Origin of the sequence: Oceanomicrobium pacificus (assembly GCF_009833495.1) — a bacterium.
In the GTDB taxonomy this organism is placed as follows: domain Bacteria; phylum Pseudomonadota; class Alphaproteobacteria; order Rhodobacterales; family Rhodobacteraceae; genus Oceanomicrobium; species Oceanomicrobium pacificus.
The window spans coordinates 337,543-363,589 of sequence record NZ_WUWG01000001.1 but is presented as its reverse complement, the minus strand read 5'-3'; the positions used below and the strand labels follow the sequence as shown (position 1 = coordinate 363,589).

General features: G+C 66.2%; 26 protein-coding genes. 15 read left to right on the top strand and 11 right to left on the bottom strand.

Going from position 1 to position 26,047, the window contains the following annotated elements:
- Positions 1-6: 6 nt before the first annotated feature.
- The 11 genes from GSH16_RS01870 (at position 7) to GSH16_RS01820 (ending at position 12,618) form a co-directional block, all read left to right on the top strand.
- On the top strand, positions 7-1,173 hold the full coding sequence (locus tag GSH16_RS01870) for a carbohydrate ABC transporter permease (RefSeq protein ID WP_160851314.1): 1,167 nt from the start codon (positions 7-9) through the stop codon (positions 1,171-1,173).
- Between the two features lie 3 nt (positions 1,174-1,176).
- Positions 1,177-2,829, top strand: a complete 1,653-nt coding sequence (gene bglA, locus GSH16_RS01865) for a beta-galactosidase BglA (RefSeq protein WP_160851312.1) — start codon at positions 1,177-1,179, stop codon at positions 2,827-2,829.
- Positions 2,830-2,839: 10 nt separating this feature from the next.
- On the top strand, positions 2,840-3,940 hold the full coding sequence (locus tag GSH16_RS01860) for an ABC transporter ATP-binding protein (RefSeq protein WP_160851310.1): 1,101 nt from the start codon (positions 2,840-2,842) through the stop codon (positions 3,938-3,940).
- A gap of 169 nt (positions 3,941-4,109) precedes the next feature.
- The gene (locus tag GSH16_RS01855; RefSeq protein ID WP_205523937.1) at positions 4,110-5,021 is read left to right on the top strand and encodes a carbohydrate kinase family protein; all 912 of its coding nucleotides are present in this window, start codon (positions 4,110-4,112) and stop codon (positions 5,019-5,021) included.
- Positions 5,022-5,025: 4 nt separating this feature from the next.
- Positions 5,026-6,486, top strand: a complete 1,461-nt coding sequence (gene zwf / locus GSH16_RS01850; RefSeq protein ID WP_160851307.1) for a glucose-6-phosphate dehydrogenase — start codon at positions 5,026-5,028, stop codon at positions 6,484-6,486.
- Entirely contained in the window at positions 6,483-7,175 is a 693-nt protein-coding gene (gene pgl, locus GSH16_RS01845) for a 6-phosphogluconolactonase (RefSeq protein WP_328803134.1), read from the top strand. The genes zwf and pgl overlap by 4 nt, the downstream gene beginning before the upstream one ends.
- Before the next feature lie 12 nt (positions 7,176-7,187).
- Complete coding sequence (edd, locus tag GSH16_RS01840) at positions 7,188-8,990, top strand: phosphogluconate dehydratase (RefSeq protein ID WP_160851303.1); 1,803 nt, start codon at positions 7,188-7,190, stop codon at positions 8,988-8,990.
- On the top strand, positions 8,978-9,646 hold the full coding sequence (locus GSH16_RS01835) for a pyridoxamine 5'-phosphate oxidase family protein (RefSeq protein ID WP_328803133.1): 669 nt from the start codon (positions 8,978-8,980) through the stop codon (positions 9,644-9,646). The genes edd and GSH16_RS01835 overlap by 13 nt, the downstream gene beginning before the upstream one ends.
- Before the next feature lie 43 nt (positions 9,647-9,689).
- Positions 9,690-10,337 (top strand): bifunctional 4-hydroxy-2-oxoglutarate aldolase/2-dehydro-3-deoxy-phosphogluconate aldolase, encoded by a 648-nt coding sequence (gene eda / locus GSH16_RS01830; RefSeq protein ID WP_160851301.1) that lies wholly within the window; start codon positions 9,690-9,692, stop codon positions 10,335-10,337.
- A gap of 5 nt (positions 10,338-10,342) precedes the next feature.
- Entirely contained in the window at positions 10,343-11,968 is a 1,626-nt protein-coding gene (gene pgi, locus GSH16_RS01825; protein ID WP_160851299.1) for a glucose-6-phosphate isomerase, read from the top strand.
- Positions 11,965-12,618: a pseudouridine synthase gene (locus GSH16_RS01820; RefSeq protein WP_160851297.1), complete on the top strand. Its 654-nt coding sequence runs from the start codon at positions 11,965-11,967 to the stop codon at positions 12,616-12,618. Before pgi ends, GSH16_RS01820 begins: the two co-directional genes overlap by 4 nt.
- 3 nt (positions 12,619-12,621) lie before the next feature.
- Here GSH16_RS01820 and GSH16_RS01815 read toward each other — a convergent pair whose 3' ends face one another.
- From GSH16_RS01815 to rbfA, 5 genes are all read right to left on the bottom strand, one after another.
- Positions 12,622-13,524, bottom strand: coding sequence for an ROK family protein (locus tag GSH16_RS01815; protein WP_160851296.1), 903 nt, complete (start codon positions 13,522-13,524; stop codon positions 12,622-12,624).
- A gap of 141 nt (positions 13,525-13,665) precedes the next feature.
- On the bottom strand, positions 13,666-15,786 hold the full coding sequence (gene pnp / locus GSH16_RS01810; protein ID WP_160851294.1) for a polyribonucleotide nucleotidyltransferase: 2,121 nt from the start codon (positions 15,784-15,786) through the stop codon (positions 13,666-13,668).
- 220 nt (positions 15,787-16,006) lie between these two features.
- Positions 16,007-16,276 carry a 30S ribosomal protein S15 gene (rpsO, locus tag GSH16_RS01805; RefSeq protein ID WP_160851292.1) on the bottom strand — a complete coding sequence of 90 codons (270 nt, stop codon included), beginning with the start codon at positions 16,274-16,276 and terminating at the stop codon, positions 16,007-16,009.
- 187 nt (positions 16,277-16,463) lie between these two features.
- Positions 16,464-17,378: a tRNA pseudouridine(55) synthase TruB gene (truB, locus tag GSH16_RS01800; RefSeq protein WP_160851290.1), complete on the bottom strand. Its 915-nt coding sequence runs from the start codon at positions 17,376-17,378 to the stop codon at positions 16,464-16,466.
- A 13-nt stretch (positions 17,379-17,391) separates the two neighbouring features.
- The gene (gene rbfA, locus GSH16_RS01795; protein ID WP_160851289.1) at positions 17,392-17,823 is read right to left on the bottom strand and encodes a 30S ribosome-binding factor RbfA; all 432 of its coding nucleotides are present in this window, start codon (positions 17,821-17,823) and stop codon (positions 17,392-17,394) included.
- 122 nt (positions 17,824-17,945) lie between these two features.
- Between rbfA and dapB the strand changes: the two genes are divergently transcribed.
- The gene (gene dapB, locus GSH16_RS01790; protein WP_160851287.1) at positions 17,946-18,755 is read left to right on the top strand and encodes a 4-hydroxy-tetrahydrodipicolinate reductase; all 810 of its coding nucleotides are present in this window, start codon (positions 17,946-17,948) and stop codon (positions 18,753-18,755) included.
- 15 nt (positions 18,756-18,770) lie between these two features.
- Here dapB and GSH16_RS01785 read toward each other — a convergent pair whose 3' ends face one another.
- A complete protein-coding gene (locus tag GSH16_RS01785; protein WP_160851285.1) occupies positions 18,771-19,055 on the bottom strand; it encodes a hypothetical protein in 285 nt (94 codons plus the stop codon).
- Positions 19,056-19,201: 146 nt separating this feature from the next.
- Here GSH16_RS01785 and GSH16_RS01780 point away from each other — a divergent pair, with 146 nt between their 5' ends.
- Positions 19,202-20,035 (top strand): SDR family oxidoreductase, encoded by an 834-nt coding sequence (locus tag GSH16_RS01780; RefSeq protein ID WP_160851283.1) that lies wholly within the window; start codon positions 19,202-19,204, stop codon positions 20,033-20,035.
- Positions 20,036-20,056: 21 nt separating this feature from the next.
- Here the strand turns inward: GSH16_RS01780 and smpB are convergent, their stop codons facing one another.
- From smpB to dapA, 3 genes are read right to left on the bottom strand one after another with little or no spacing between them, the layout of a single operon-like run.
- Entirely contained in the window at positions 20,057-20,536 is a 480-nt protein-coding gene (gene smpB / locus GSH16_RS01775) for an SsrA-binding protein SmpB (RefSeq protein WP_160851281.1), read from the bottom strand.
- A 1-nt stretch (position 20,537) separates the two neighbouring features.
- On the bottom strand, positions 20,538-21,068 hold the full coding sequence (locus GSH16_RS01770; protein ID WP_160851280.1) for an AAA family ATPase: 531 nt from the start codon (positions 21,066-21,068) through the stop codon (positions 20,538-20,540).
- Positions 21,065-21,943 (bottom strand): 4-hydroxy-tetrahydrodipicolinate synthase, encoded by an 879-nt coding sequence (gene dapA / locus GSH16_RS01765; RefSeq protein ID WP_160851278.1) that lies wholly within the window; start codon positions 21,941-21,943, stop codon positions 21,065-21,067. Before dapA ends, GSH16_RS01770 begins: the two co-directional genes overlap by 4 nt.
- 152 nt (positions 21,944-22,095) lie before the next feature.
- Here dapA and GSH16_RS01760 point away from each other — a divergent pair, with 152 nt between their 5' ends.
- The gene (locus GSH16_RS01760; protein WP_160851276.1) at positions 22,096-24,102 is read left to right on the top strand and encodes a lytic transglycosylase domain-containing protein; all 2,007 of its coding nucleotides are present in this window, start codon (positions 22,096-22,098) and stop codon (positions 24,100-24,102) included.
- 81 nt (positions 24,103-24,183) lie between these two features.
- Positions 24,184-24,366 carry a hypothetical protein gene (locus GSH16_RS01755; RefSeq protein ID WP_160851275.1) on the top strand — a complete coding sequence of 61 codons (183 nt, stop codon included), beginning with the start codon at positions 24,184-24,186 and terminating at the stop codon, positions 24,364-24,366.
- A gap of 6 nt (positions 24,367-24,372) precedes the next feature.
- Here the strand turns inward: GSH16_RS01755 and GSH16_RS01750 are convergent, their stop codons facing one another.
- Positions 24,373-25,302 carry a DMT family transporter gene (locus tag GSH16_RS01750; RefSeq protein ID WP_160851274.1) on the bottom strand — a complete coding sequence of 310 codons (930 nt, stop codon included), beginning with the start codon at positions 25,300-25,302 and terminating at the stop codon, positions 24,373-24,375.
- Positions 25,299-26,000 (bottom strand): tRNA (5-methylaminomethyl-2-thiouridine)(34)-methyltransferase MnmD, encoded by a 702-nt coding sequence (mnmD, locus tag GSH16_RS01745; protein WP_160851272.1) that lies wholly within the window; start codon positions 25,998-26,000, stop codon positions 25,299-25,301. Before mnmD ends, GSH16_RS01750 begins: the two co-directional genes overlap by 4 nt.
- Between the last annotated feature and the right edge of the window lie 47 nt (positions 26,001-26,047).

Genomic DNA, 26,047 nt, shown 5'->3' with positions numbered 1-26,047 from the left:
GCCGAGATGGACAATATCGCCGGACAGAAATCGGGGCTCATGTGGGCGGTGCACCTCTCGGTGCTGGCGCTGGTGCTCCTGTGGCTCTTCCCGACCGTGGGGCTCTTCGTCTCCTCCTTCCGCACCGCAGACCAGATTGCGACGACAGGCTGGTGGAAGGCGCTGACCGCGGCCGAGCAGAACCTGCTGATCCGCGCGGCCGATCCGGATGACGAGGGCGTGCAACAGCAGGTGGACGGGGTCTGGACCATCTCCGGCAACCTGTTCGAGGAGGACGGCCGCCCGCCCGCCACACTGTCGGTCTGGGGCACAAGTTCGCGCGAGATCGACGCCTATACGGCGGGCGAGACCGCGGATCTTGGCGACGGCGAGCAGATCACGGTCGAGGCCAATGGCGACTATGTGCTGACGGCACAGGAGCAAATGAGCGGCCGCGGCCAGCGTGTTTTCCTGACCGCGGTGATTGCGCCCGAGTTCACGCTGGAGAACTACCAGAACATGCTCTTCGATCCGAAGAATGTGGACGGGATGAGCCGCGCCTTCTTCAACACGCTCACCGTAACCATTCCGGCCACCGTGATCCCGATCCTGATCGCCGCATTTGCGGCCTACGCGCTGGCGTGGATGGAGTTTCCGGGCCGCGCGCTCCTGATCGCGGCGGTGGTGGCGCTTCTGGTCGTGCCGCTGCAACTGGCGCTCATTCCGCTTCTGAAATTCCACAACGGCATCGGCATCGGCAAAGGATACATGGGGGTCTGGCTTGCCCATACCGGCTTCGGCCTGCCGCTCGCCATCTACCTGCTGCGCAATTACATGGTCGGCCTGCCGCGCGACATTATCGAGAATGCCAAGGTGGACGGCGCGTCGGACTTCCAGATCTTCACCAAGATCGTGCTGCCGCTCAGCTTCCCGGCGCTGGCCAGCTTCGCGATCTTCCAGTTCCTCTGGACGTGGAACGATCTTCTGGTCGCCAAAGTGTTCCTGATCGACGCCACGGGGCGGACCTCCGTGATGACCAACCAGATCGTGGAACTGCTCGGCACGCGCGGCGGCAACTGGGAAATCCTTGCAACGGCGGCATTCGTGTCGATCGCGGTGCCGCTGCTCGTCTTTTTCGTCATGCAACGTTATCTGGTCCGCGGTCTGTTGGCCGGATCGGTCAAGGGAGGCTGAGCCATGCAGGCATCAGCAACACACGCAGCGGCACCCGATAGAGCGGTGGACCGCGACTGGTGGCGGGGTGCCGTCATCTACCAGATCTACCCGCGCAGCTATCAGGACAGCGACGGCGACGGGGTGGGCGACCTGCGCGGGATCATCGCGCGGCTGCCCTATATTGCCGATCTCGGCGTGGATGCGGTCTGGATCTCGCCCTTCTTCACCTCGCCGATGCTCGATTTCGGCTATGACGTGTCGGACTATCGCGATGTCGACCCGATGTTCGGAACCTTGCAGGATTTCGACGACCTGATCGAGACCGCCCACGGGCTCGGCATCAAGATCATCATCGATCTGGTGCTCAGCCATACGTCCGACCAGCATCCGTGGTTCGTGGAAAGCCGCGCCAGCCGCGACAATCCGAAAGCCGACTGGTATGTCTGGGCCGAGGCGGCCGAGGATGGCACGCCACCCAACAACTGGCTGTCGATTTTCGGCGGATCGTCCTGGGAATGGGACACGGAGCGGTGCCAGTATTACCTGCACAATTTCCTGCGCGAGCAGCCCGACCTGAACTTCCACAACGAGGAGGTGCAGACGGCCCTTCTCGACGTGGCGCGCTTCTGGCTCGACCGCGGGGTGGACGGGTTCCGCCTCGACACGATCAATTTCTATTTCCACGACCAGCTTCTGCGGTCGAACCCGGCGCTGCCGCCGGCCGAGCGCAATGACAGCATCGCGCCCTCGGTGAACCCCTATAATTTCCAGAACCATGTGTTCGACAAGAACCGGCCGGAGAATATCGCCTTTCTGGAGCGGTTCCGCGCGCTGATGGACGAATATCCCGCGATCACGGCCGTGGGTGAGGTGGGCGATGCGCAATACGGGCTGCAGATCGTCGGACAGTATACGGCGGGCGATGCGCGCATGCATATGTGCTACGCGTTCGAGTTCCTCGCTCCCGAGCGACCCGATGCCGCCCGCGTGGCCAAGGTCCTGTCCGACTTTGATGCCGCTGCACCCGACGGCTGGGCCTGCTGGGCCTTTTCAAACCATGACGTGGTGCGCCATGTGACGCGCTGGGGGCTCGATGACCGGGCCTACCGGCTCTACCTTGCGCTCATCCTGTCGCTGCGCGGGTCGGTCTGCCTCTATCAAGGCGAGGAGCTTGGCCTCGGCGAAGCCGAGATCGGGTTCGAGGATCTGCAGGATCCGTATGGCATCCGCTTCTGGCCGAAGTTCAAGGGCCGGGACGGCTGCCGCACGCCGATGGCCTGGACATCGAACAGCCGCAATGGCGGTTTTTCCGACGGCAAGCCGTGGCTGCCGGTCGCGACCGACCATCTGGCGCGGTCTGCCGTCCAGCAGGAGGCGGACGAGGGGTCGATGCTCGGCCACTACCGCCGGATGATTGCCTTCCGCCACGCCCATCCGGTACTGGCCAAGGGCGATAGCGTGCAGGTGGAGGGCCTGCCCGAAAGTGTGCTCGGTCTGATCCGCTCGGATGCGGAGGCCAGGATGCTGTGCCTCTTCAACCTGTCCGACCGGCCCGCGCTGGCAACCCTGCCCGACGGGGACTGGCAACCGCTCGACGGGCACGGGTTCAATGCCGACCGGCAGGATCGCAGCGTGATGCTCCCCGCCTATTCCGCCTATTTCGCCGCCGGCTGAGGAGAGAGAGATGGCTTCGCTGACACTCACGAATATCCGCAAATCCTACGGTCCGGTCGAGGTGCTGCACGATATCAACCTCGAGATCGAAAAGGGCGAGCTGGTGGTCTTTGTCGGCCCGTCGGGCTGCGGCAAGTCCACGCTCTTGCGGATGATTGCAGGTCTGGAACAGATCACCGGCGGCACGCTGGAGATCGAGGGCACGGTGATGAACGACGTGCCGCCGAGCCAGCGCGGCATCGCGATGGTGTTCCAGTCCTACGCGCTCTATCCGCATATGACGGTGCGGGACAATATGGCCTTCGGCATGAAAATCGCCAAGGCCAGCAAGGCGGAGATCGAGGAACGCGTCTCGGCGGCGGCGGAAATTCTGCAGCTGACACCGCTGCTCGACCGGTTGCCGAAAGCGCTGTCGGGCGGCCAGCGGCAGCGTGTCGCCATCGGCCGCGCGATCGTGCGCGACCCGAAAGTGTTCCTGTTCGACGAGCCGCTCTCGAACCTTGATGCGGGCCTGCGCGTCGCGACCCGGATCGAGATTGCGCAGCTGAAGGAACAGTTGCCCGAAAGCACGATGATCTATGTCACCCACGATCAGGTGGAGGCGATGACGCTCGCCTCGCGGATCGTGGTTCTGAATGGCGGCTATGTGGAACAGGTGGGTCCGCCGCTGGAGCTTTACGAGCGGCCGGCGAATGTCTTTGTCGCGAAGTTCATCGGCTCGCCGGCGATGAATGTCTTTGCCGCGACCATCGACGCGACCGGGGCAGCCACGACCGCCACGCTGGAGACCGGCGGTCAGGTGCATATCCCTGTCGAGAGCCGCGCCGAGGATGCCGGCACGGCGGCACATTTCGGCGTCCGGCCCGAGGATCTGGTGCTGGCCGAAGGCGATGCGGAGGTGCTCTTCGAGGGGACGGTGGAGATCGTCGAGGGGCTCGGCGAGGTCACGCAGGTCTATTTCAAGGAGAAAGCGGGCGAGTCGGCGGTGGTTGCGAAACTGCCCGGGATCCGCGCGTTCAAGCGGGGCGACCGGCTGAAACTGGCCGCGGCGCCCGAGAAACTCCACCTGTTCGACGCGAAAGGCCGCAGTTTCCTCTACCGGAACGGCTGATACGGTATTTAATTTGGATACCAAATAAAATATATGGCATCCGGAGAGCCGGATTCCTTGCCAAAGGCTTTACGCGTCGTCAGCAACGCAATAGGAAACGCAGGGAAGCCGGCCTGGGTAGGATGGTACAGCGTGGAAGGGGCCTATGTATCTGGTATGCGGAGAAGCCTTGTTCGATTTCTTCCTCGATGAGGAAGACGGTCCGGGCGCGGCCACCTATCAGGCCCGCGCGGGCGGGTCGCCCTTCAATGTCGCCATCGGACTGAGCCGGCTCGGCCAGCGCTCGGGCCTGCTCACCGGCATGTCGACCGACATGCTCGGCCAGCGGCTGCGTCAGGTGCTGGAGGCCGAGGGGGTCGAGACGGGCTATCTCGTCGATACCGACCGCAAGACCACCATTTCGCTCGTCGGCCTCGATGCGGAAGGCAGCCCCGCCTACCAGTTTTACGGCCAGAACAGTGCCGATGTGAGCCTGACGATCGACGAATTGCCGCCCCTCGGGGACGAGGTAATGGGTCTGCATCTGGGCTCCTATTCCATTGCCGCACGCCCCGTTGCCGACGCGCTGGAACAGGCGGTCAGCTGGGCGCGTGCGCGTTTCATCTCGCTCGACCCGAATGTGCGCCCCACCGTCGAGCCGGATATGGAAATCTGGGCCGACCGGATTGCCCGCTTGCTGCCCTATGCGGACCTGATCAAGATCAGCCGCGAGGATATGGACATTGTCTATCCCGGACGCGCGCCGGCCGATCTGGCGGCGGACTGGATGGCGGCGGGCGTGCATGTGGTCATCGTGACGGATGGCGGCGACGCCGTGCACGGCTGGACGCGTGACGGGTCGAACGTCAGCGTGACACCGCCGAAAATCAAGGTGGTCGACGCGGTGGGCGCTGGCGATACGTTCCAGGCGGCGATCCTGGCCGAGCTTGGCATCGACGGCGACCCGCTGGGGGCGATTGCCGCGCTCGATGCCGAGCGGTTCGAGACGCTTCTGCGCTATGCCGCCACGGCCGCCGCCGTCACCTGCACCCGGCGCGGGGCCGACATGCCGCGCCGCGACGACATCAAGATTGAAGGATAGGCCCATGGTTGCCCGCATCATCCCCGTCGACCCGTTCGATCTGGTCATTTTCGGCGCCTCGGGCGACCTCGCGCAGCGCAAGATCCTGCCCTCGCTCTATCACCGGATGATCGCCGGCCAGATGCCGCGCGAGGCACGCATCTTCGGCGCGGCGCGCTCCAAGATGAGCCGGTCGGAATTTCAGGACTATGTGGCCGACGCGCTTCGGAAATTTGCCCCCGAAAGCGCCAAGGACGAGGAGAGCCTGAAGGCCTTTCTCGACTGTCTCGACTATGTGGCGATCGACGCAACCGGAGAAGGCGGCTGGTCCGATTTGAAGGCGAAGATCGAGGATGGTGCAAACCCGGTCCGGGCCTTTTACATGTCGGTCGCGCCTTCGCTTTTCGGCGCCATTTCCGAACGCCTGTCCCAGACCGGTATCGCCACCGAGGACAGCCGCATCGTCGTGGAAAAACCGCTCGGGCATGATCTGGAGTCCGCCCGCGCGCTCAACGCACAATTGTCGGCCAGTTTCGACGAGAGCCAGATCTACCGGATCGACCATTATCTCGGCAAGGAAACGGTCCAGAACCTGATGGCGCTGCGCTTTGCCAACGCGCTCTTCGAGCCGCTCTGGAATGCCCAGCATATCGACCATGTGCAGATCACCGTGGCCGAAAGCATCGGCGTGGCCGGGCGCGGCGGCTATTACGACAAGTCGGGCGCGATGCGGGACATGGTGCAGAACCATATCATGCAGCTTCTGTGCCTGACCGCGATGGAGCCGCCCTCGCGCTTCGATCCCGACAGTGTCCGCGACGAGAAGCTGAAGGTGATCCGTGCGCTCGATCCGGTGGAATTGAAAGACACGGTGCGCGGCCAGTATCGCGCCGGCAACGGCGAGGCCAGCTACAAGGAACATGCGGAAAATCCCGACAGCAAGACGGAGAGTTTCGTCGCGCTCAAGGTCGGCATTTCCAACTGGCGCTGGACCGGCACGCCCTTCTACCTGCGCACCGGCAAGCGCCTGCGCGCCCGCATGTCCGAGATCGAGGTCCAGTTCAAGGAACCGCCGCACAATATCTTCCGCGGCAGCGAGCGGGTGCCCGGTAACGCACTGGTGATCCGGCTCCAGCCGAACGAGGGCATCACCATGCTGATGACCATCAAGGAGCCGGGGCAGGGCGGGATGCGCCTGCGCCGGGTGCCGCTCGACATGTCCTTCGCGCAGACGCTCGACATCGACACCAGCGAGATGGCCGACGCATATGAGCGGCTCATCATGGATGTGATCCGCGGCGACCAGACGCTGTTCATGCGCGGCGACGAGGTGGAGGCCGCCTGGGCCTGGACCGATCCGATCCTGCAGGCCTGGGCCGAAAGCTCGGCCAGCCCGGAGCCCTATGATGCCGGCGGTTCGGGACCCGACGGGGCGCTTGCGCTGATGCATATGGACGGCCGCAAATGGCGGGAGATCGAAGCGTGATCCCGGTCATTCTCCATTATCCGGACGCCGCCAGCCAGATGTCCGATCTGGCAGAGATCGTGGCGGGCGATTTGCGCGAGGCGCTGGCCGCGCGCGGGCGGGCCACGCTGGCCGTGCCGGGTGGCACGACGCCGGGGCCATTCCTGACAGCCTTGTCGCAGGCCGATCTGGACTGGGCCAATGTCGCGGTCATGCTGACCGACGAGCGGTTCGTGCCGGAAAGCTCGGACCGCTCCAACACCGCGCTTCTGCGCGCCACGCTCTTGCAGGGACCGGCCGCCGCTGCGACGCTCCTGCCCTTCTACAGAGAGGCGGAGGCGCCCGAGCATGTGCTGGACGAGATCGCGTCGGGCATTGCGCCACACCTGCCCATCGACAGCTGCGTGCTTGGCATGGGGGCGGACATGCACACTGCCTCTCTCTTCCCCGGTGCCGACCGGCTGGCCGAAGGGCTTGATGCAGAGGGCAATGCCACGGTGCTGCCGATGCGGGCGCCCGGCGCGCCCGAACCGCGCCTGACCCTGACCGCCCCTGTGCTGCGCGCGGCGCGCAACCTGCACCTGCTCATCAAGGGGCCGGAGAAGAAGGCCGCGCTCGAGACCGCGCTTGCGGGGGATGACTGGGCCGAGGCGCCGGTCCGCGCCGTCCTCAAGGCACCCGCCCCCATCCAGATCCATTTCAGCGACTGATCGGAGACCAGAATGCACCTCAACCCAACCGTTGCACAGGTGACCGAGCGGATCGTCGAGCGGAGCCGGGCAAGCCGGGGCGAATATCTCTCGCGGATGCAGCGGATGATGGACGAGGGACCGGCGCGGGCGCATCTCTCTTGCGGCAACCAGGCCCATGCCTATGCCGCGATGGGCGCGGACAAGGACCGTCTGGTCGAGGCGAGTGCCGGCAATATCGGCATCATCACCGCCTATAACGACATGCTGTCGGCGCATCAGCCGTTCGAGACTTATCCGGCGCTCATCAAGGATGCCGCGCGGGCGGTCGGCGGGACGGCGCAGGTGGCGGGTGGCGTGCCGGCCATGTGCGACGGGGTCACGCAGGGCCGCGCGGGCATGGAACTGTCGCTTTTCTCCCGCGATGTGATCGCCATGGCGGCGGCCGTGGGGCTCAGCCACAATTGCTTCGATGCCGCCATCTACCTTGGCGTCTGCGACAAGATCGTGCCGGGTCTGGTGATCGCGGCGGCGAGCTTCGGGCATATCCCGTCGGTCTTTGTGCCGGCCGGGCCGATGACGTCGGGCATTCCGAATGACGAAAAGGCCAAGGTCCGCCAGCAATTCGCGGCCGGAGAGGTGGGCCGCGACGCGCTGATGGCGGCAGAGATGGCCTCCTATCACGGGTCGGGCACCTGCACCTTCTACGGCACGGCCAACACCAACCAGATGCTGATGGAATTCATGGGGCTGCACCTGCCGGGCGCCAGCTTCGTCAATCCCGGGACGCCGCTGCGCGACGCGTTGACGGCCGAGGGCGCGCGGCAGGCCCTGTCGGTCTCCGCGCTCGGCAATGACTTCCGCCCCACCTGCGAGATCCTCGACGAGAAGGCTTTCGTGAACGGGATCGTCGGCCTGATGGCGACCGGCGGATCGACCAACCTGCTTATCCATCTGATCGCGATGGCTGCGGCGGCAGGCGTGCAGCTGACATGGGAGGATTTCGCCGATCTGTCAGACGCGACGCCGCTCATGGCGCGGGTCTATCCGAACGGTCTGGCGGACGTGAACCATTTCCACGCCGCGGGCGGGCTCGGCTACATGATCGGCGAGCTGCTCGAAGCGGGCCTCCTGCACCCCGACACCAAGACCATCGCGGGCGAGGGGCTGGCCGACTATACCAAGGAGCCGAAGCTGCGCGACGGCGTGCTCGTCTGGGAGGACGGCGCGCGCGAGAGCGGCAATGACAAGATCCTCCGTCCGGCCTCCGATCCGTTCCAGGCCACCGGCGGCATGGCGCTCCTGCGCGGCAACCTCGGCACCGGCGTGATGAAAGTATCCGCCGTGAAGCCGGAACGGCACGTGATCGAGGCCCCGGCTCGCGTCTTCCACAGCCAGGACGATGCCAAGGCGGCGTTCCGGCGGGGCGATCTCGACGGGGACATGGTGCTTGTCATCCGCTTCCAGGGCCCGAAAGCCAACGGGATGCCGGAATTGCATTCGCTGTCGCCCATTCTGGCCGTGAAACAGGATCGCGGGGAGAAGGTCGCGCTCGTGACCGACGGGCGCATGTCGGGCGCATCGGGCAAGGTGCCATCGGCCATCCATGTCTGCCCCGAAGCCTGTGACGGCGGTCCGATCGCCAAATTGCAGGACGGTGATCTGGTGCGCGTCGATGCCATCGCCGGCACGCTCGACATCCTGACCGACGGCGTGCTCGACCGGCCGGCGGTGACGGCCGACCTGACCTCCAGCCAGTCCGGCACGGGACGCGAGCTTTTCGAGGTGTTCCGCCGCACCGTGGGACGCGCCGAAGCGGGCGCGTGCAGCCTGTGAGCGGCGACGGGCAGGGCGCGGGCGGCACCGGCGCTGGTCCGGTGGGCTGGGACTATCTGCCCGACACGGAGGCGCTCGAAGCGCTCTATGGCACGCCGAGCCTCGCCGCCACGATCAAGGTAGCCGACCATCTGACGCCGGAATATCGCGCCTGGGTGGAGGCCGCACGCTTTTGCGCGCTCGCCACCTCCGGCCCCGAGGGGCTCGACTGCTCCCCGCGCGGCGATGACGGCCCGGTGCTGACGGTGCTTGATCCGCGCCATATCGCGCTGCCCGACCGGCGCGGCAACAACCGGATCGACAGTCTGCGCAACATCCAGCGTGACGGGCGCGTCGCGCTCATGTGCCTCTATCCCGGATCGGGCACGGTGATCCGGATCAACGGGCAGGCACGGATCACGGCTGACGCGGATGCGCTCGCGCGGTTCGAGATGCGCGGCGCGCTGCCCCGCAGCCTTGTTGTGATCGCTGTCGAAGAGGTCTATTTCCAATGCGCACGCGCCGTGATGCGCGCCGGGCTCTGGTCCGGAGCGGAGGCCCCGCTCACGGACCTGCCCAGTGTCGGCCAGCTGCTCGACAGCATGTCGAAGGGCGAGATCGTCGGCGCGGACTATGATGCAGCCTGGCCCGCACGGGCGGAAAAGAACATGTGGTAGGCCGACCGGCCGCCCGACACGAGGACAGACGAGGAGACCCACCATGCCCATCACCGCAGCCGAGGCGAGCCGCCGCAACCGCGAGGTCTGTGCACTGGCGCCGATCGTGCCCGTGCTCGTGGTCGAGGATGCAACGACCGCCCGCCCGCTCGCCGAGGCACTGGTTGCCGGCGGTCTCCCGGCGTTGGAAGTGACCCTGCGCACGCCCGCTGCCCTTGATGCGATCAAGGCGATGGCGGAGGTGCCGGGCGGCCGGGTCGGCGCGGGCACGCTTGTCACGCCCGATGATGTGCGGGCCGCCAAGGAAGCCGGCGCGACCTTCGGGGTCTCGCCCGGCGCGACCGACGAGCTGATCGACGCCTGCGAGGCCGAGGGTCTGCCGCTTCTGGCCGGCGCGGCCACCGCGAGCGAGGCGATGCGGATGCTCGCGCGCGGCTATGACATGCTGAAATTCTTTCCCGCCGAGGCATCCGGCGGCGCGCCCGCGCTCAAGGCGCTGGGCGGCCCGCTGCCGCAGATCAGCTTCTGTCCGACAGGCGGGGTCAGCCCATCCAACGCGCGGGACTATCTGGGCCTGTCGAACGTGATCTGTGCCGGCGGCTCCTGGGTTGCACCGGCCGACAAGGTGCGCGCGGGCGACTGGGCCGGGATCGAGGCGCTGGCCCGCGAGGCGGCAAAACTGAAGGAGTGACCGACATGTCCGAGCAGATCTGGGCCGCGCTTCAGGCGCATCGCAAGGCCACGGCCGGCCGCCCGCTGATGGACCTGTTCGCGGACGATCCGGACCGGTTCGACCGGTTCTCGGCCCGGCTGGAGGATATGCTCCTCGACTATTCCAAGACATCGCTAGACACGACGGCGCGGGACCTTCTCTTCGATCTTGTGCGCGCCACGGGCGTCGAGACGCTGCGCGATGCGATGTTCGCGGGCGAGAAGATCAATGTCACCGAGGACCGCGCCGTCCTGCACACCGCGCTGCGCCGTGCCGAAGACCGCCCCGTCACCGTCGACGGGCGCAACGTGATGCCCGGCGTCGCCGACACACGCGCGCGGATGGCGCGCTTCGCCACCGGACTCCGTTCGGGCGAGATCGCGGCCGTTGACGGACGGCCCTTTACCGATGTGGTCAATATCGGGATCGGCGGCTCTGACCTGGGTCCCGTCATGGCAACGCTGGCGCTCGCGCCCTACCATGACGGGCCGCGCCTGCACTATGTGTCGAATGTGGACGGGGCGCATATCGCCGACACGCTCGACGGTCTCGATCCGGCGCGGACGCTGGTGATCGTGGCCTCCAAGACCTTCACGACCATCGAGACGATGACGAATGCGCAGAGCGCGAAGCGCTGGATGGAAGCGACGCTCGGCGCGCGTGCAGGCCAGCATTTCGCAGCCGTTTCCTCGGCCACGGACCGGACCGCTGCCTTCGACATCGCGCCTGACCGCGTCTTCGGCTTCGAGGATTGGGTCGGCGGGCGCTATTCCGTCTGGGGGCCGATCGGCCTGCCGGTGATGATCGCCGTCGGTCCCGACCATTTCGAGGCCTTCCTGCGCGGCGGGGCGGAAATGGACCGCCATTTCCAGGAGGCCCCGCTGGCGGAGAACCTGCCGGTCCTGATGGCGATTGTGGGCATCTGGCACAACAATATCTGCGGCTACCCGACGCGCGCGGTGCTGCCCTATGACCAGCGGCTCCTGCGCCTGCCGGCCTATCTCCAGCAGCTTGACATGGAAAGCAACGGCAAGCGGGTGGCGCGTGACGGCACGCCGCTGGACCGGTCAAGCGGTCCTGTGGTCTGGGGCGAGCCGGGCACCAACGGGCAGCATGCCTTCTACCAACTGATCCATCAGGGGACGGAGGTTGTGCCTTGCGAGTTTCTTGTCGCGGCGCAGGCGCATGAGCATGACCCGGCCATGGCTGTGCATCACACGCTTCTTCTGTCCAATTGCCTGGCCCAGTCCGAAGCATTGATGCGCGGGCGAAGCTACGAGGAGGCGCTCGCCATCGTGCGCGAAAAGGGGCTGGAGGATGAGGAGATGCAGGCGCGTCACCGGGTCTTCCCCGGCAACCGCCCGTCGACGACGCTGCTATACCGGGTGCTCGACCCGCTCTCGCTCGGCCGGATCATTGCGCTCTACGAGCATCGCGTCTTCGTGGAAGGGGCGATCTGGGGGATCAACAGTTTCGACCAGTGGGGCGTGGAGCTTGGCAAGGAACTGGCGACCGCGATCCAGCCTCTGGTGGAGGCGCGTCTGGACATGTCGGGCAAGGACGGCTCCACCGCCGGACTGTTGGGCGCGGTGCACGACCTGCGCGCGTGACCCCCTTCACCTACCGCCCGCCCGATGGACCGCTGCGGGTCATCCATAGCGACGCGGCGCTCCTGATCCTCGACAAGCCGCCCGGCCTTCTGTCGGTGCCGGGCAAGGGGCCGGACCTGGCGGACTGCCTTCTGTCGCGGGCGGTCGCGATGGACCCTGCGGCGCTTCTCGTTCACCGGCTCGACCTCGACACATCCGGCGTGATGGTTTTTGCCCGAACACCCGCAGCGCAACGCCATCTGGGCCTGCAATTCGAGCGGCGGCACGTGTCCAAGACCTACATTGCCGAGATCTGGGGCCATCCGGAAAGGGACAGCGGCGAGATCGACCTGCCGCTCATCTGTGACTGGCCGAACCGGCCGAAACAGATGGTCGATTTCGAGCGCGGCAAGGCCGCCCGGACCGGATGGGAGGTGCTGGAGCGGGGCGCGGACAGGACGCGGGTGCGGCTCAGCCCGCAGACCGGGCGCAGCCACCAGTTGCGGGTCCACATGCAGGCCATGGGCCACCCGATCCTCGGCGACAGGTTCTATGCAGACGGGGCGGCGCTGGCGGCGTCGGACCGGCTCAGGCTGCATGCGGCGCGGCTGGACCTCTATCACCCTGACGGCGGCACACGGGTCGCCTTCGAGGCGCCCTGTCCCTTCTGACCCTCAGAGCCAGGCTGCGCCGCGCACGCCCGAACTGTCGCCATGCATGTTGCGCAGGAGCCGGGTGTTGAACTTCTCCCCGAACACATGCGGGCGGATCTTGTCGGGCACGGTGTCGTAGAAGCGCTGCACGTTGGACAGGCCGCCGCCGAGCACGATCACGTCCGGGTCGAGCAGGTTGACGATGACGGCGAGCGACCGGCCGAGCCGGTCCTCGAAGCGGCGGAGCGTTTCTTCTGCCGTCACATCGCCATGCTCGGCCATCCGGATCACGTCGGGCGCTTTCGGCCCGTCTACGGGCGCCAGGCCGGCGCGGCGGGCGAAATCGGCCGCAAGGCTCGGACCGGACAGCCAGGCTTCGGTATGGCCCGGCACACCGCAGGAACAGACCGGGCCGGGGCGCTCGTCATCGGCAGGCGTCGGCAGCGGGATATGGCCCCATTCGCCGCCGATCGCGTTGATCCCCTCGACCAGCCGTCCGTGCACGACCACACCGCCGCCGACGCCGGTGCCGAGGATCGCGCCGAAGACGACCTTGGCGCCCTCACCGGCGCCATCCACGGCCTCTGACAAGGCGAAACAGTTGGCATCATTGGCGATCTTGACCGGCCGGCCGAGCGCCTCGGTCAGATCGCCGCGCAGGTCCTTGCCGTGCAGCCAGACGGAATTGCCCATCGACACGCGGCCGGTTTCGCGGTCGACCGACCCCGGAACCCCGATGCCGACACTGTCCGCCTGAGCGCCGCAGCTCTGTTCCAGATGGTCCATCAGGCCGCGGATGGCGCGGATGCAGCCCTCATAGTCGTGGCGCGGGGTGGGCACGCGCGCCTCGGCCCGCTCCGCCCCGTCGGGGCCGAGCATGACGCCGGCAATCTTGGTGCCTCCGAAATCAAAGCCCAGCCGCATCGGTGCTCCTGCTCTTCGGGATGGTCGCGCTCCAAAGCGCTTTGAGTCCGAAATCTATATAATTTTGACGGTGAAATAAATAGGGAAAGAAAAACCCCGGCGCGATGGCCGGGGTTTTCCGAGAGTGCATGATGGCGGCGATCAGCCGTTGGCGATTTCTTCGCCGGTTTCCTGGTCGACCACTTTCATCGACAGGCGGACCTTGCCGCGATCGTCGAAGCCCATGAGCTTCACTTTCACTTCCTGGCCTTCCTTCAGGATGTCCTTCGGATGGTTCACCCGCTCGTTGGCGAGCTGCGACACGTGCACAAGGCCGTCCCGTTTGCCGAAGAAGTTCACGAAGGCGCCGAAGTCCATCAGCTTCACGACTTTGCCGGTGTAGATCTTGCCTTCCTCGGGCTCGGCCACGATCGCGTGGATCATGTCATGGGCCTTCTGGATGGCTTCGGCATTGGCCGAGGCGATCTTGATGATGCCGTCATCGTTGATGTCGACCTTGGCACCGGAGGTTTCCACGATCTCGCGGATCACCTTGCCGCCCGAACCGATCACTTCACGGATCTTGTCGGGGTTGATCTGCATGGTCTCGATGCGCGGGGCGTGGGCGGAAAATTCCGACCGGCCCTCGGTCAGTGCGTTCGACATCTCGTTGAGGATGTGCATCCGGCCGTCCTTGGCCTGTGCCAGGGCCTGCTCCATGATCGCGGGCGTGATGCCGGCCACCTTGATGTCCATCTGCAGCGAGGTGATGCCCGCTTCGGTCCCGGCCACCTTGAAGTCCATGTCGCCGAGATGATCTTCATCGCCAAGGATGTCGGTCAGGACGGCGAAGTCGGACCCTTCGAGGATCAGGCCCATGGCCACACCGGCAACCGGTGCTTTCAGCGGGACGCCCGCATCCATCATCGACAGCGAGCCACCGCAGACCGACGCCATCGAGGAGGAGCCGTTCGATTCGGTGATCTCGGACACGACGCGGATCGTGTAAGGGAAGTCGGTCGCGGCCGGCAGCACGGCCTGAAGCGCGCGCCATGCGAGCTTGCCGTGGCCCACTTCGCGACGGCCCGGGCCCATCATCCGGCCGGCTTCACCCACCGAGTAGGGGGGGAAGTTGTAGTGCAGCAGGAAGTTGGACCGGTAGGTGCCTTCAAGCGCGTCGATCATCTGCTCGTCGTCGCCGGTGCCCAAGGTGGTCACGACCATCGCCTGCGTCTCGCCGCGGGTGAAGAGGCTCGACCCGTGGGTGCGGGGCAGGATGCCGACCTCGGACACGATCGGGCGGACGGTCGTCAGATCGCGGCCGTCGATGCGTTTGCCGGTTTTCAGGATGTCGCCGCGAACCACTTCGGATTCGAGCTTCTTGATGCAGGCACCAAGCTGCTTGTCGTCCTGATCTTCTTCGCTGAGCGCGGAGACGATGGTCTCGCGGGCGGCCGAGATGGCGGCCTGACGCTCCTGCTTGTCGGTCAGGGCGAAGGCGGCACGCATGGCGTCCTCGCCAGCGGCTTTCACCTTGCCGTAAAGCTCCTCGCGCGCCGGAGGCGAGAAGTCGAACGGCTCCTTGGCGGCTTCTTCGGCCAGGTCGATGATCATGTCGATCACCGGCTGCATCTGCTCGTGGCCGAACTTGACCGCGCCCAGCATCTCTTCCTCGGACAGCTCGTAAGCTTCCGATTCGACCATCATCACGGCGTCCTTCGTGCCGGCGACGACCAGATCGAGGCGCTGCTCGGGATTTTCCCGCAGCTTGGACATGTCGTCCACATGCGGGTTCAGCGTGTATTCGCCATCAACGAAGCCGACGCGTGCGCCGCCGATCGGGCCGAGGAACGGCGCGCCGGACAGGGTCAGGGCGGCCGAAGCGGCGACCATGGCGACGATGTCGGGGTCGTTTTCCATGTCGTGGGACAGAACGGTACAGATGACCTGCGTCTCGTTCTTGAACCCGTCGACGAAGAGCGGACGGATCGGACGGTCGATCAGGCGCGAGGTCAGCGTTTCCTTCTCGGTCGGCCGTGCTTCACGCTTGAAGAAGCCGCCCGGGATCTTGCCGGCTGCGTAATATTTTTCCTGATAGTGAACGGTGAGCGGGAAGAAATCGAACCCCTCTTTCGGTTTCTTCTCGAAGACGACGGCGGCGAGCACCGAGGTTTCGCCCAGCGTGGCGACCACGGCAGCGTCGGCCTGACGCGCAATCTTCCCCGTTTCGAGCGTCAGCGTTTCACCGCCCCACTCGATGGATTTCTTGAATTCTTTGAACATTCTTTTTCCTCTCAGACGATCCGGCCCCCTGGCGCGGATCGCGATACGTATTCACCCGAATACGGACCCCGTTTCGAAACATCCTGCGCCGGTCCCGGGGTCGGGGGGCGGCGCTTGCGGACAGCGTGCCGGCTGTCGGGCCGGTCCGGCCCGCCCCGCCAGCGGGGGAGTAGATGCGAAAACCGCGCGCCCGGTCGGGGCGCGCGGTTTCAGGTCCGGATCAGCGGCGGATGCCGAGACGCTTGATGAGTGCCTGGTAGCGCTCTTCGTCCTTGGCCCGGGTGTAGTCGAGAAGCTTGCGGCGCTGGGCCACCATCTTCAGCAGACCGCGACGCGAGTGGTTGTCCTTTTTGTGGGACTTGAAATGCTCGGTCAGGGTCGTGATGCGCGAGGTCAGGATGGCAACCTGGACTTCCGGCGAACCGGTGTCGCCTTCAGTGGTTGCGAATTCCTTGATCAGGCGCTGTTTTTCTTCTGCAGTGATCGACATCGTGGTCTCCTATATCGAAAGGTTTGAAGCGATTTCGAAGCGGCAAGGCCGGGATGTCGTCCAGCAGAGTCGCAACAAAAAAGGCTGTGCCCGGGAGAATCCCCGTGCCCAGCGCGTGCCTTATGACCGAAATCGGCCAATGGTGCAAGGGTGGGCGGAACGCGACGGCGTGACCGGCGGCGGTGCGTCAGGCGCTCTCCTCGACGATCACCCGGCGCGGGTGGAGCATGCCGGCCTTGTAGGTGCCGATGGCGACCGCGCGGCCCATGTGGCTCGCCCAGGCATCCTCGCCGAATTCGGCATCGGTTGCGATCACCTGCGCGGGATTGCCGTTGCGCAGCCGCGTGGCGGCTTCGGCCGAACAGCGGCATTCGGCGATCTCGGTCAGCCCGGCCTCCAGCGGCAGGAGCCGGTCACGCAGGGCCGGATCCTTGGCAAGCGCGTCGACCTCGGCGAACGGCATGGCGTCGCTTTCCTCGAACGGACCCGACCAGACCCGACGCAGGGTCGCGACATGGCCGAGGCAGCCGAGCGCACGCCCCAGGTCGCGGGCGATGGAGCGCACATAGCCGCCCTTGCCGCAGACAAGTTCCAACACCGCCGTGTCGCGGTCGGGCATGTCGACGAGCGTCAGGCTTTCGACCCAGAGCGGACGGGCAGCCAGTTCCATTTCCTCTCCGGCGCGGGCGCGGGCATAGGCACGTTCGCCGTCGATCTTCACGGCCGAGAATTGCGGCGGCACCTGTTCGATGTCCCCCTCGAAGGCGGGCAGGGCGGCGCGGATCGCGTCAGCATCGGGGCGGTGTTCGGATGTCTCGATCACCTTACCTTCGGCATCGTCGGTGTTGGTGGCCGCGCCCCAGTTGACGGTGAACCGGTAGGCTTTCAGCGCATCGGTGATATAGGGCACGGTTTTCGTCGCCTCGCCCAGCGCCACGGCCAGAATGCCGGTCGCCGCCGGGTCGAGCGTGCCTGCGTGGCCGGCCTTGCGCGCATCGAGCGCCCAGCGGACCTTGTTGACCACATCTGTCGAGGTCGGGCCGGCCGGCTTGTCGATCACCAGCCAGCCGCTGATCGGCAGGCCCTTCTTGCGTCGCGCCATCGGATGCGCCCCGTCAGCTGTCTTGATCGGGCAGCGCGTCGCCGTCCGCGCCGCGCGCCACGTCGCGCTGGACATCGTCGCTGTCGAGCAGGCGGCGCGTCGCATCCATCTGGTCGAAGCTCGTATCGGCGCGGAACCGCAGCTCCGGCGCATATTTCAGCGCGACCTTCTTGCTGACCATGCGGCGCAACTCGCCTTGCGAGCGGGCCAGCGCCTTGATGACCAGATCGGTGTCCATACCGCCGAGCGGCAGCACGAAAACGGTCGCGATCTTCAGATCGGGGGAGGTGCGCACCTCGCCCACGGTGATCGAACGGCCCGACAGGTCCGGGTCGTGCAGGTCGCCGCGGGCCAGAATGTCCGAAATGGCACGGCGCAGCAGTTCGCCGACGCGCAGCTGGCGCTGCGTCGGGCCGGGGCCGGTGTGAACGGATTTGGCTGCCATGGTTTGCCTCTTCGATCGGGAAGCGCGTCACCTACGCCTTTTGCCCCGGTTTTTCAATGGGGCTTTGCCATGTGCGGCGGCTCGGTCTAAACCGAGCCGGAAGGACAGCAAGGGACGCCGCCATGACCAATATCATCGCCACCACCATCGTCGGGGCTTCGGGCCGCATGGGCCAGATGCTCGTCAAGGCGGTGGCCGACCATCCGGAGATGGATCTGGCAGGCGTCGTGGACCGGCCCGGCTGCGACTGGATCGGGCGCGACGTGGGCGTGGCGATGGGCGGGCCGGAACTGGGTCTGACGGTCGAAGAAGATCCGCTGCCCGCTTTTGCCCGCAGCCAGGCGGTGATCGATTTCACGACACCCGAGGCCACGGTGGCCCATGCGGCGCTGGCCGCGCAGGCGCGGCTCGTCCATGTGATCGGAACGACCGGCCTGTCGGACACGGATCTGGAGAAACTGTCCGCTGCCGCGCGCCATGCCACCATCATCCGCGCGGGCAATATGAGCCTTGGTGTCAACCTGCTGACCATGCTCACCCGAAAGGTGGCGGAGGCGCTCGGCCCCGAGTTCGATATCGAGATCGTCGAGAGCCATCACCGCCACAAGGTCGATGCGCCCTCGGGCACCGCGCTGATGCTGGGGGAAGCCGCAGCGGACGGGCGGGGCATCTCGCTGGCCGAGAATTCCGAGCGCGGCCGCGACGGGATCACCGGGGCGCGCGCGCCCGGCGCGATCGGTTTCGCCGCGCTGCGTGGCGGCGACATTGTGGGCGAACATGACGTGATTTTCGCCGGCGCAGGCGAGCGGATCAAGCTGAGCCATATCGCAACCGACCGGATGCTGTTTGCGCGCGGCGCCTTGCGTGCGGCGATCTGGGGCCAGAACCGCAAGCCGGGCGAATATGACATGATGGATGTGCTGGGGCTCTGACGCGCCCGTGCGCCGTCAGCGGCGGCTGGCGATGTCGCGCAGAAGGCCGACCAGCGTGCTGAGCGCACCGCCGCCCGCCGCGCCCGCGATCATGGCCATGAGAACCGCCTGAGGATCGGCATTCGACGCCAGTTGCCCAAGCGCGCCTGCCCCGTCGAGGTCGAGCAGGAGCGTGACGGTGCCTCCGCCGATCAGGCCCGCGACCGTATTGGCCGTGAGCCCCAGATTGTATTTCTTGAACACGCCGCCGGCGATATTCCCGCCAATGGCACCGGCGACAAGACTGACAAAAAACTCCATGCTGCCTCCGCAGCTGTTTCAGGTCGGTGCGGGGACCATAGCAGAGTTGCCCCATGGCCCGCAGCATTTTGTTGTAAATCCGTCATTTGCCCCCCTATCCTGCGGTTCGGGCGGGACCGGCCCCGCGTCGGAACGGAGCGAAACTCATGGCGCAGAACCCCTATTTGCAGGCGCTTTTCGGGCTGGAGGGCCGAGTGGCACTGGTCACGGGCGGCAGTTCGGGCATTGGGCGGATGATTGCCGAGGCACTCACCGCCGCCGGCGCGCGGGTGCTGATCGCCTCCCGCAAGGGCGAGCGGTGCGTTGCGGTTGCAAATGAAATCAATGCACAGGGCGGGCCTGGGCAGGCGGAAGGGTTTGCGGGCGATGTGGGCAGCGAAGCGGCCATTGATGCGCTCGGGGTCGCGCTACGCGACCGGACGGACCGGCTCGACATTCTGGTCAACAATGCCGGCATTTCATGGGGTGCGCCGCTCGACAGTTTCCCGCACGCGCAATGGGCGCGGATCTTCGAAGTGAATGTGGCCGGTCTCTTCACCCTGACCCGCAACAGCCTGCCGTTGCTCGGTGCCGCCGCGACGCCGGACCATCCCGCCCGGGTGGTCAATCTCGGCTCGGTGATGGGCACCGTCCCGGTGACCGAGGGCGCCTGGTCCTACACCATGTCGAAAGCGGCGGTGCATCACATGACGCGCGCCCTGGCCGCCGAACTGGCGCCGCGCCACATCACCTGCAATGCTCTGGCGCCCGGACCATTCCCGTCGAAGATGACAGCCTTTGCAACGGGAACGGACGCGGGCGCGGCGCGGGTCGGGGCCAATGTGCCGCTCGGCCGGATCGGCAGGCCAGCGGACATAGCGGCGGCGATGCTCTACCTCTGCGGGGCCGGGGGCAGCTATGTCAGCGGGGCGATCCTGCCCGTCGATGGTGGGATGAGCGCCGAGGTGCCGACGAAACTCTTCGCCAACACGCTCGACTGAGCGCGGGCCACGCGGGCCCGATCAGCCGCGTTCGCGCAGCAGGCGGGCCTTCTGCTTCTGCCAGTCGCGCTTGCGTTCGGTCTCGCGCTTGTCGGCTTTCTTCTTGCCCTTGGCGATGCCGAGCAGCAGTTTCGCGCGCCCGCGTTCGTTGAAATAGACCTTGAGCGGCACGAGTGTCATGCCCTCGCGCCCGATCGCCTGCCAGAGCTTCGCAAGCTCGCGCTTGCTCACCAGCAGCTTGCGCCTGCGCCGTTCCTCATGGCCGAAGCTCTTGGCCTGGGCATAGGCGGGCACATAGGAATTGATAAGCCACAATTCCCCGTCCTCGACGCTGGCATAGCTTTCGGTGATGTTGGATTTGCCGTCGCGGAGCGATTTCACTTCCGACCCTTCGAGCACGATCCCGCATTCCAGCGTATCCTCGATCGCATAGTCGTAGCGCGCGCGGCGGTTCTCCGCCACGAGCTTGCTGTTGGGGTCGCTTTTCTTGGCCGCTGCCATCTCAGTCCGTAATCCTCAGCCCGTTCATGCGGGCCATTTCCTCTGCATCCGGGGCTTCCCAGATGGATTCGATAAAGTCGAACATGCCGCGATCGACCTCGAAGGAGAAGGTCGCGCTGCGGTTCGCATTGCGCTGCTGGACACGCGCCCAGCGGGTTTCGGGATCGACGTCGATCCAGTGAAGCCGGACCGGGAACCCCTGTTCCGCGGCCCAATCCTCGAATATGCCGCGCTCCTTGCGGTCGGTCAGCCCGACATCGAAAATGGACGGCACGCCGATCGGGCCAAGCTGTTCGGCCACGGACCGCATGCGGCTGCAAGCGCGCTGCACCCGTTCGTAGAACCAGTCGAACCCACTGTCCAAAGCGCCGTCGGGCAGGAAAAGTTCCGCCAGCCATTCGTCGATCGAGAAGCGGACACCGCCAATGTCGGTCGCGAGTTGGCGCGCATAGGTCGATTTGCCGGCGCCCGTGGCCCCGCAGATCAGGTGCACCAGCGCCCGGTCTGCGTCGCTGTCGGGCGCGGGGCTCATCCGTCCAGCAGGCCGGCCTGCTCCATCGCGGCGCGGATCGCGGCCTTGGTGCCGTCGGTCGCGGGCAGAAGCGGCAGGCGCACCTCTTCGGAGCAGCGGCCGAGAAGCGACAGGGCGTATTTGGCGCCGACAAGGCCGGGTTCAAGGAAAATCGCCGTGTGCAGCGGCAGGAGCAGGTCCTGCAGTTCCAGCGCCCGCGACCAGTTGCCGGACAGGGTGGCGTTCTGGAATTCGGCACAGAGTTTCGGCGCGACATTCGCGGTGACCGAGATGCAACCGACCCCGCCATGGGCGTTGAAGCCGAGCGCGGACGCATCCTCGCCCGAGAGCTGGCAGAAATCGGTGCCGCAGGCGGCGCGCTGTTCGCTGACCCGCACGATATCGCCTGTCGCGTCCTTCACGCCGACGATCCGCGGCAGTTTCGCCAGTTCGCCCATGGTGGTGGGCGTCATGTCGATCACCGAGCGGCCGGGGATATTGTAGATGATGATCGGCAGGTCGCAGCTGTCATGCAGCGCGGTGTAATGCGCGATCAGGCCGGCCTGGGTCGGCTTGTTGTAATAGGGCGTCACGACGAGGCCGGCCGCCGCGCCGACCTCCTGCGCGAACTGCAGGAAGCCCTTGGCTTCTTCGGTGTTGTTGGACCCCGCACCGGCAATCACCGGCACGCGGCCGCCGGCCATCTCCACCACCAGCTTGATCACATGCTCATGCTCGGCATGGGTGAGCGTCGGGCTTTCGCCCGTCGTGCCCACCGGCACCAGTGCCGAAGACCCTTCGGCGATCTGCCAGTCGACAAGGTCCTTCAGCGTCTTCTCGTCCACCTTGCCGTTGGCAAAGGGTGTGACAAGCGCCGGCATCGAACCTTTGAACATGATGATCTCCATAAATATCTGGTTGGCTCCGGGGACCGGAGCGGCGCGACCCTATCCGCGAATTCACGCCGTCGCAAGCAACGTTGATGTCCTTCGCTCCGGCTTTCATGCTATGTTTCGGGCACAATTTTCGAGCAGGCAGACAGATTGACATGATTCTCATTTCCAAGACGCGTGTCCGGGCGGCGGCCCTGGCTCCGCTGGCGCTTGTGGCGGTTCTCGGCACTGCACCGGTGGCGAAATCCCAATCCATTGAAGAGAAAGGCGATATGCTCGCTGCGGCGCTGAATGCGACGAAAAGCGAGGATTGGTCCGGCGCGCAGGCGCTGGTCGATCGCGCCCGTGACCCTGTCGCGAGTGACATCATCCTGTGGAAGCGACTCCGTGCCGGGGAAGGGACCTGGGCCGAGTATCGCGACTTCCTGAGCCGCAACAGCGACTGGCCCGGCCTGAAATACATGCGCCGGCAGGCAGAGGCCGTGATCCCCCTGACCGTCGCACCGGCGGAGGCGCTGGCGTTTTTCGAGGTGGATGGCGCGCAGACCGGCGAGGGGGCGCTGGCACTGGCCGCCGCCCTTCAGCAGCTTGGCCGCACCGCCGAGGCGCGGGACACGATCCTCAATGCCTGGCTGACCATGCCGCTCGGCAGCGACGCGTTCCGCCGCATGCGGGAAGGGTATGGCGGGGTGCTTGCCAATGCCAATGTCGCGCGGCTCGACCGGATGCTCTGGGACGGGCACCTGAAATCGGCCGAGGCCATGCTGCCGCTTGTCGATGCCGGCCATCAGGCGCTTGCGCGAGCGCGGATCGGTCTGCGCCGGGCCGAGGCGGGCGTGGACGGGTTGATCGCCCGCGTGCCCAATGCGCTCGCCGGTGATCCCGGTCTGGCCTATGAGCGGTTCGCCTGGCGGATCAAGAAGGATCGCTGGGACGACGCGCAGGAGCTGCTCCTGTCGCGGGGGGCCGACCAGTTGGGCGACCCGCAGGGCTGGGCCAATTACCGCCGCGCCCTTGCGCGCCGCGCGATGCGCCGTGACCAGAACAGTGAAGCCTACCGGATGGCGAGCCGCCACGGGCTGACCGAAGGCTCGGCCTTTGCCGATCTGGAATGGCTCTCGGGCTATCTGGCTTTGCGCCGGCTGGGCGACCCGGAAACCGCCGTGCGCCATTTCGCGGCTTTCGCGCGGGCGGTGGAATCGCCGATCTCGCGCGGGCGGGCCGGATACTGGCTCGGGCAGGCCTATGCCGCTGCGGGCAATGCGCTCGGCGCGCAGGAGGCCTATAGTCTCGGGGCGACCTACCAGACGAGCTTCTACGGTCAGTTGGCGGCCGAGGCCGGCCAGTTGCCGACCGACCGCAGCCTTGCCGGCGCGCCGCAGGCCCCGGCTTATGAAGGGCGCCCCTTCATGCAGTCTGAATCTGTCCGCGGCGGGCTTCTGATGCATTATGCGGATGAAAGCTACGAGGTTCTGCGCTTCTTCTCCCACGCGGCGGAAACGCTCGACCCCGGCGATCAGGCGGCGCTCGCGCAGCTGGCGATGGATCTGGGCCGCGAACATGTGGCGCTGAAGATCGGCAAGCTGGCCGCCAGCATGGGCCGCGTGCTGCCCGAACCCTATTATCCGGTGACCGATCTGGCGGCCTATGCCGTCGATGTGGAGCCGGAACTCGCCATGGCGATTGCGCGGCAGGAATCGGAACTGAACCCGATGGCCGTGTCGCCGGTGGGGGCAATGGGGCTGATGCAGGTCATGCCGGCGACGGCGCGCAAGGTCGCCGACGAGCTTGGCGTCGATTATTCCAAATCGCGGCTCGTGAATGACTGGCGCTACAATGCCAAGCTCGGCACCTATTACCTGTCGGGCCTGCTGGAGCGCTATGACGGCTCGCTGGTCCTGTCCATTGCCGCCTACAATGCCGGGCCGGGGCGGATCGACAGCTGGATCGAGCTGTTTGGCGATCCGCGCCTGCCGCAAGTGGACGAGGTGGACTGGATCGAAACCATCCCGTTCCGCGAAACCCGCAACTATGTGATGCGGGTGATGGAGGCGCTCCATGTCTACCGGGCGCGGATCAACGGGCAGGCGGAAGATCTGCGCCTTACGCTGGATCTGAGCGGTGGCACGACCACCTTCGCCCGCCCCGTCGCGCGGCAATAGGCGGAATTTGCGTCCGATCAACCGGCCCTTTTGCGATTCGTGTTAAGGTCAGGGACCAACGCGCATCCAGAGGAGGGGACGATGCGGATCGAACAAATCGGCGAACATGCCCGGAAACTCTACGCGGCCCGCGGCGATGCGGCGGAAGCCTGCGCGGCTCAGAAAGCCGCGCAATGCCGCGATGAAGGCCGCGAAACCGAAGCGGATGACTGGCTGAAGATCAGGGCCGCCATTGCCCAGTTGCGCGGCCCGAACGAGAGCTGAGCGGGATCAGCGGGCAGGACCCGAAGCGCTCCGGGCCTTTGCCGGTGCGGTGGTGCCGGTCGCCGGCGCCGGGCCCGATTTGCGGCTCCGCAGCAGGGTGAATATGCCGGCGCCGATGATGAGTGCGGCTCCGGCCATCGTGACCGGGTCCAGCGCCTCGCCGAAGACCGACACGCCGATCATCGAAGCGAAGACGAGCTGGAAATAGGCGAAGGGCTGGATCGCGGACGCCTCGGCCACTTCGAGCGCGCGGATCAGCAGGAAATGGCCCGAGGCCCCGAAGACGCAAAGCGCCGCCATCCATGCCCAGTCCATGCCAACCATCGGTTCCCAATAAAAAGGGCCGACCAGCGTGATCGCCGCCGCGCCCGCCACGCCCGTCCAGAAGAAGCTGGTCTGGGCCGTGTCGCGCCGCGCGGCAAACCGGGTCAGGAGCCCGTAGAGTGCGAACATGAAAGCCGCGAGGAGCGGCACCAGCGCTTCGGGCTGGAAGACTTTCAGCCCGGGCCGCAGGATGATGAGCACGCCGATGAACCCCGTCGCGATGGCCACCCAGCGCCGCCAGCCGACATGCTCGCCCAGAATGGGGCCCGACAGGGCCGCGACCAGAAGCGGGTAGCAGGCAAAGACGGCATGGCTTTCGACGAGACCCAGCAGCACGAAGCCCAGCACCATCACGCAGATCTCGGCCGCGAGCAGCACCCCGCGCAGGATCTGCAGCCCCGGCTGGCTGGTGCGCGCCGCAGCCCGCACGCCGCCCGCCCGCGTGGCCGAATAGGCGATCACGAAGAGCGCGAAGAACCAGTAGCGCAGCATCACGACCATGATCGTGTTGTAATTCTCCGCCAGATAGCGCGACACGCCGTCCTGCAGGGCGAAAACGAGCGTGGTGGCGCACATGAGCGCGATCCCGTGGCGGGTGTTGTTGCCGGTCATGCCGCTGATCCGGCGGCCGGTCGCAACCGTCCGGTGCTCATATGGCGTTTCGATCCGAAACCGGGGCGGCGGGACACGTCGAACCCGGCCGCGTCAAGGGCGCGGCGCACATGGCCCGCAGCGGTGTAGGTCGCGAAACTGCCGCCGGTGCGCGTGTGGCGGCCGACCGCCTGCATCAGCTCGGGCGACCAGAGTTCGGGATTGCGGTTCGGGCTGAACCCGTCGAGGAACCAGGCGTCTGCCGCCCCGTCCCAGCCCGGCAGGCTGTCGCGTGCATCCCCGATCCGCAGGTCGAGGTCTATGGACCCGATGGCGCCGCCCTGCGGCTGCCTGTCGAGCAGATCGGCCAGTGCCGTTGCCTCTGCCTCCAGTTCGGGCCAAGCGGCGAGCGCGCGCTGGCGGTCGTCGCGGGTCATCGGATAGGCTTCGAAACTGACATAGCGGAGCCGCCCCTGCGTGCCCGACGCCGCCCATGCCATTTGAAGTGCCAGAAAATTCAGACCCGTCCCGAAGCCCAGTTCGGCGACCGTGAACCCGTCCGTGAACCGGGCGGGCAGGTCGTTTCCATCCAGAAAGACATAGCGGCTTTCGGCCAGACCGTCCGTGACCGAGAAATAGGGATCGTCGAACCGGGCGGAGACGGGCGTGCCGTTGTCGCGCCACAGCAGTTCGGGGTTTTGCGTGCCGCCCTGATCCATGATCTACCCTGTTGCAATGGCCGCACAGTGCGGCAGCGGCAAGGGCT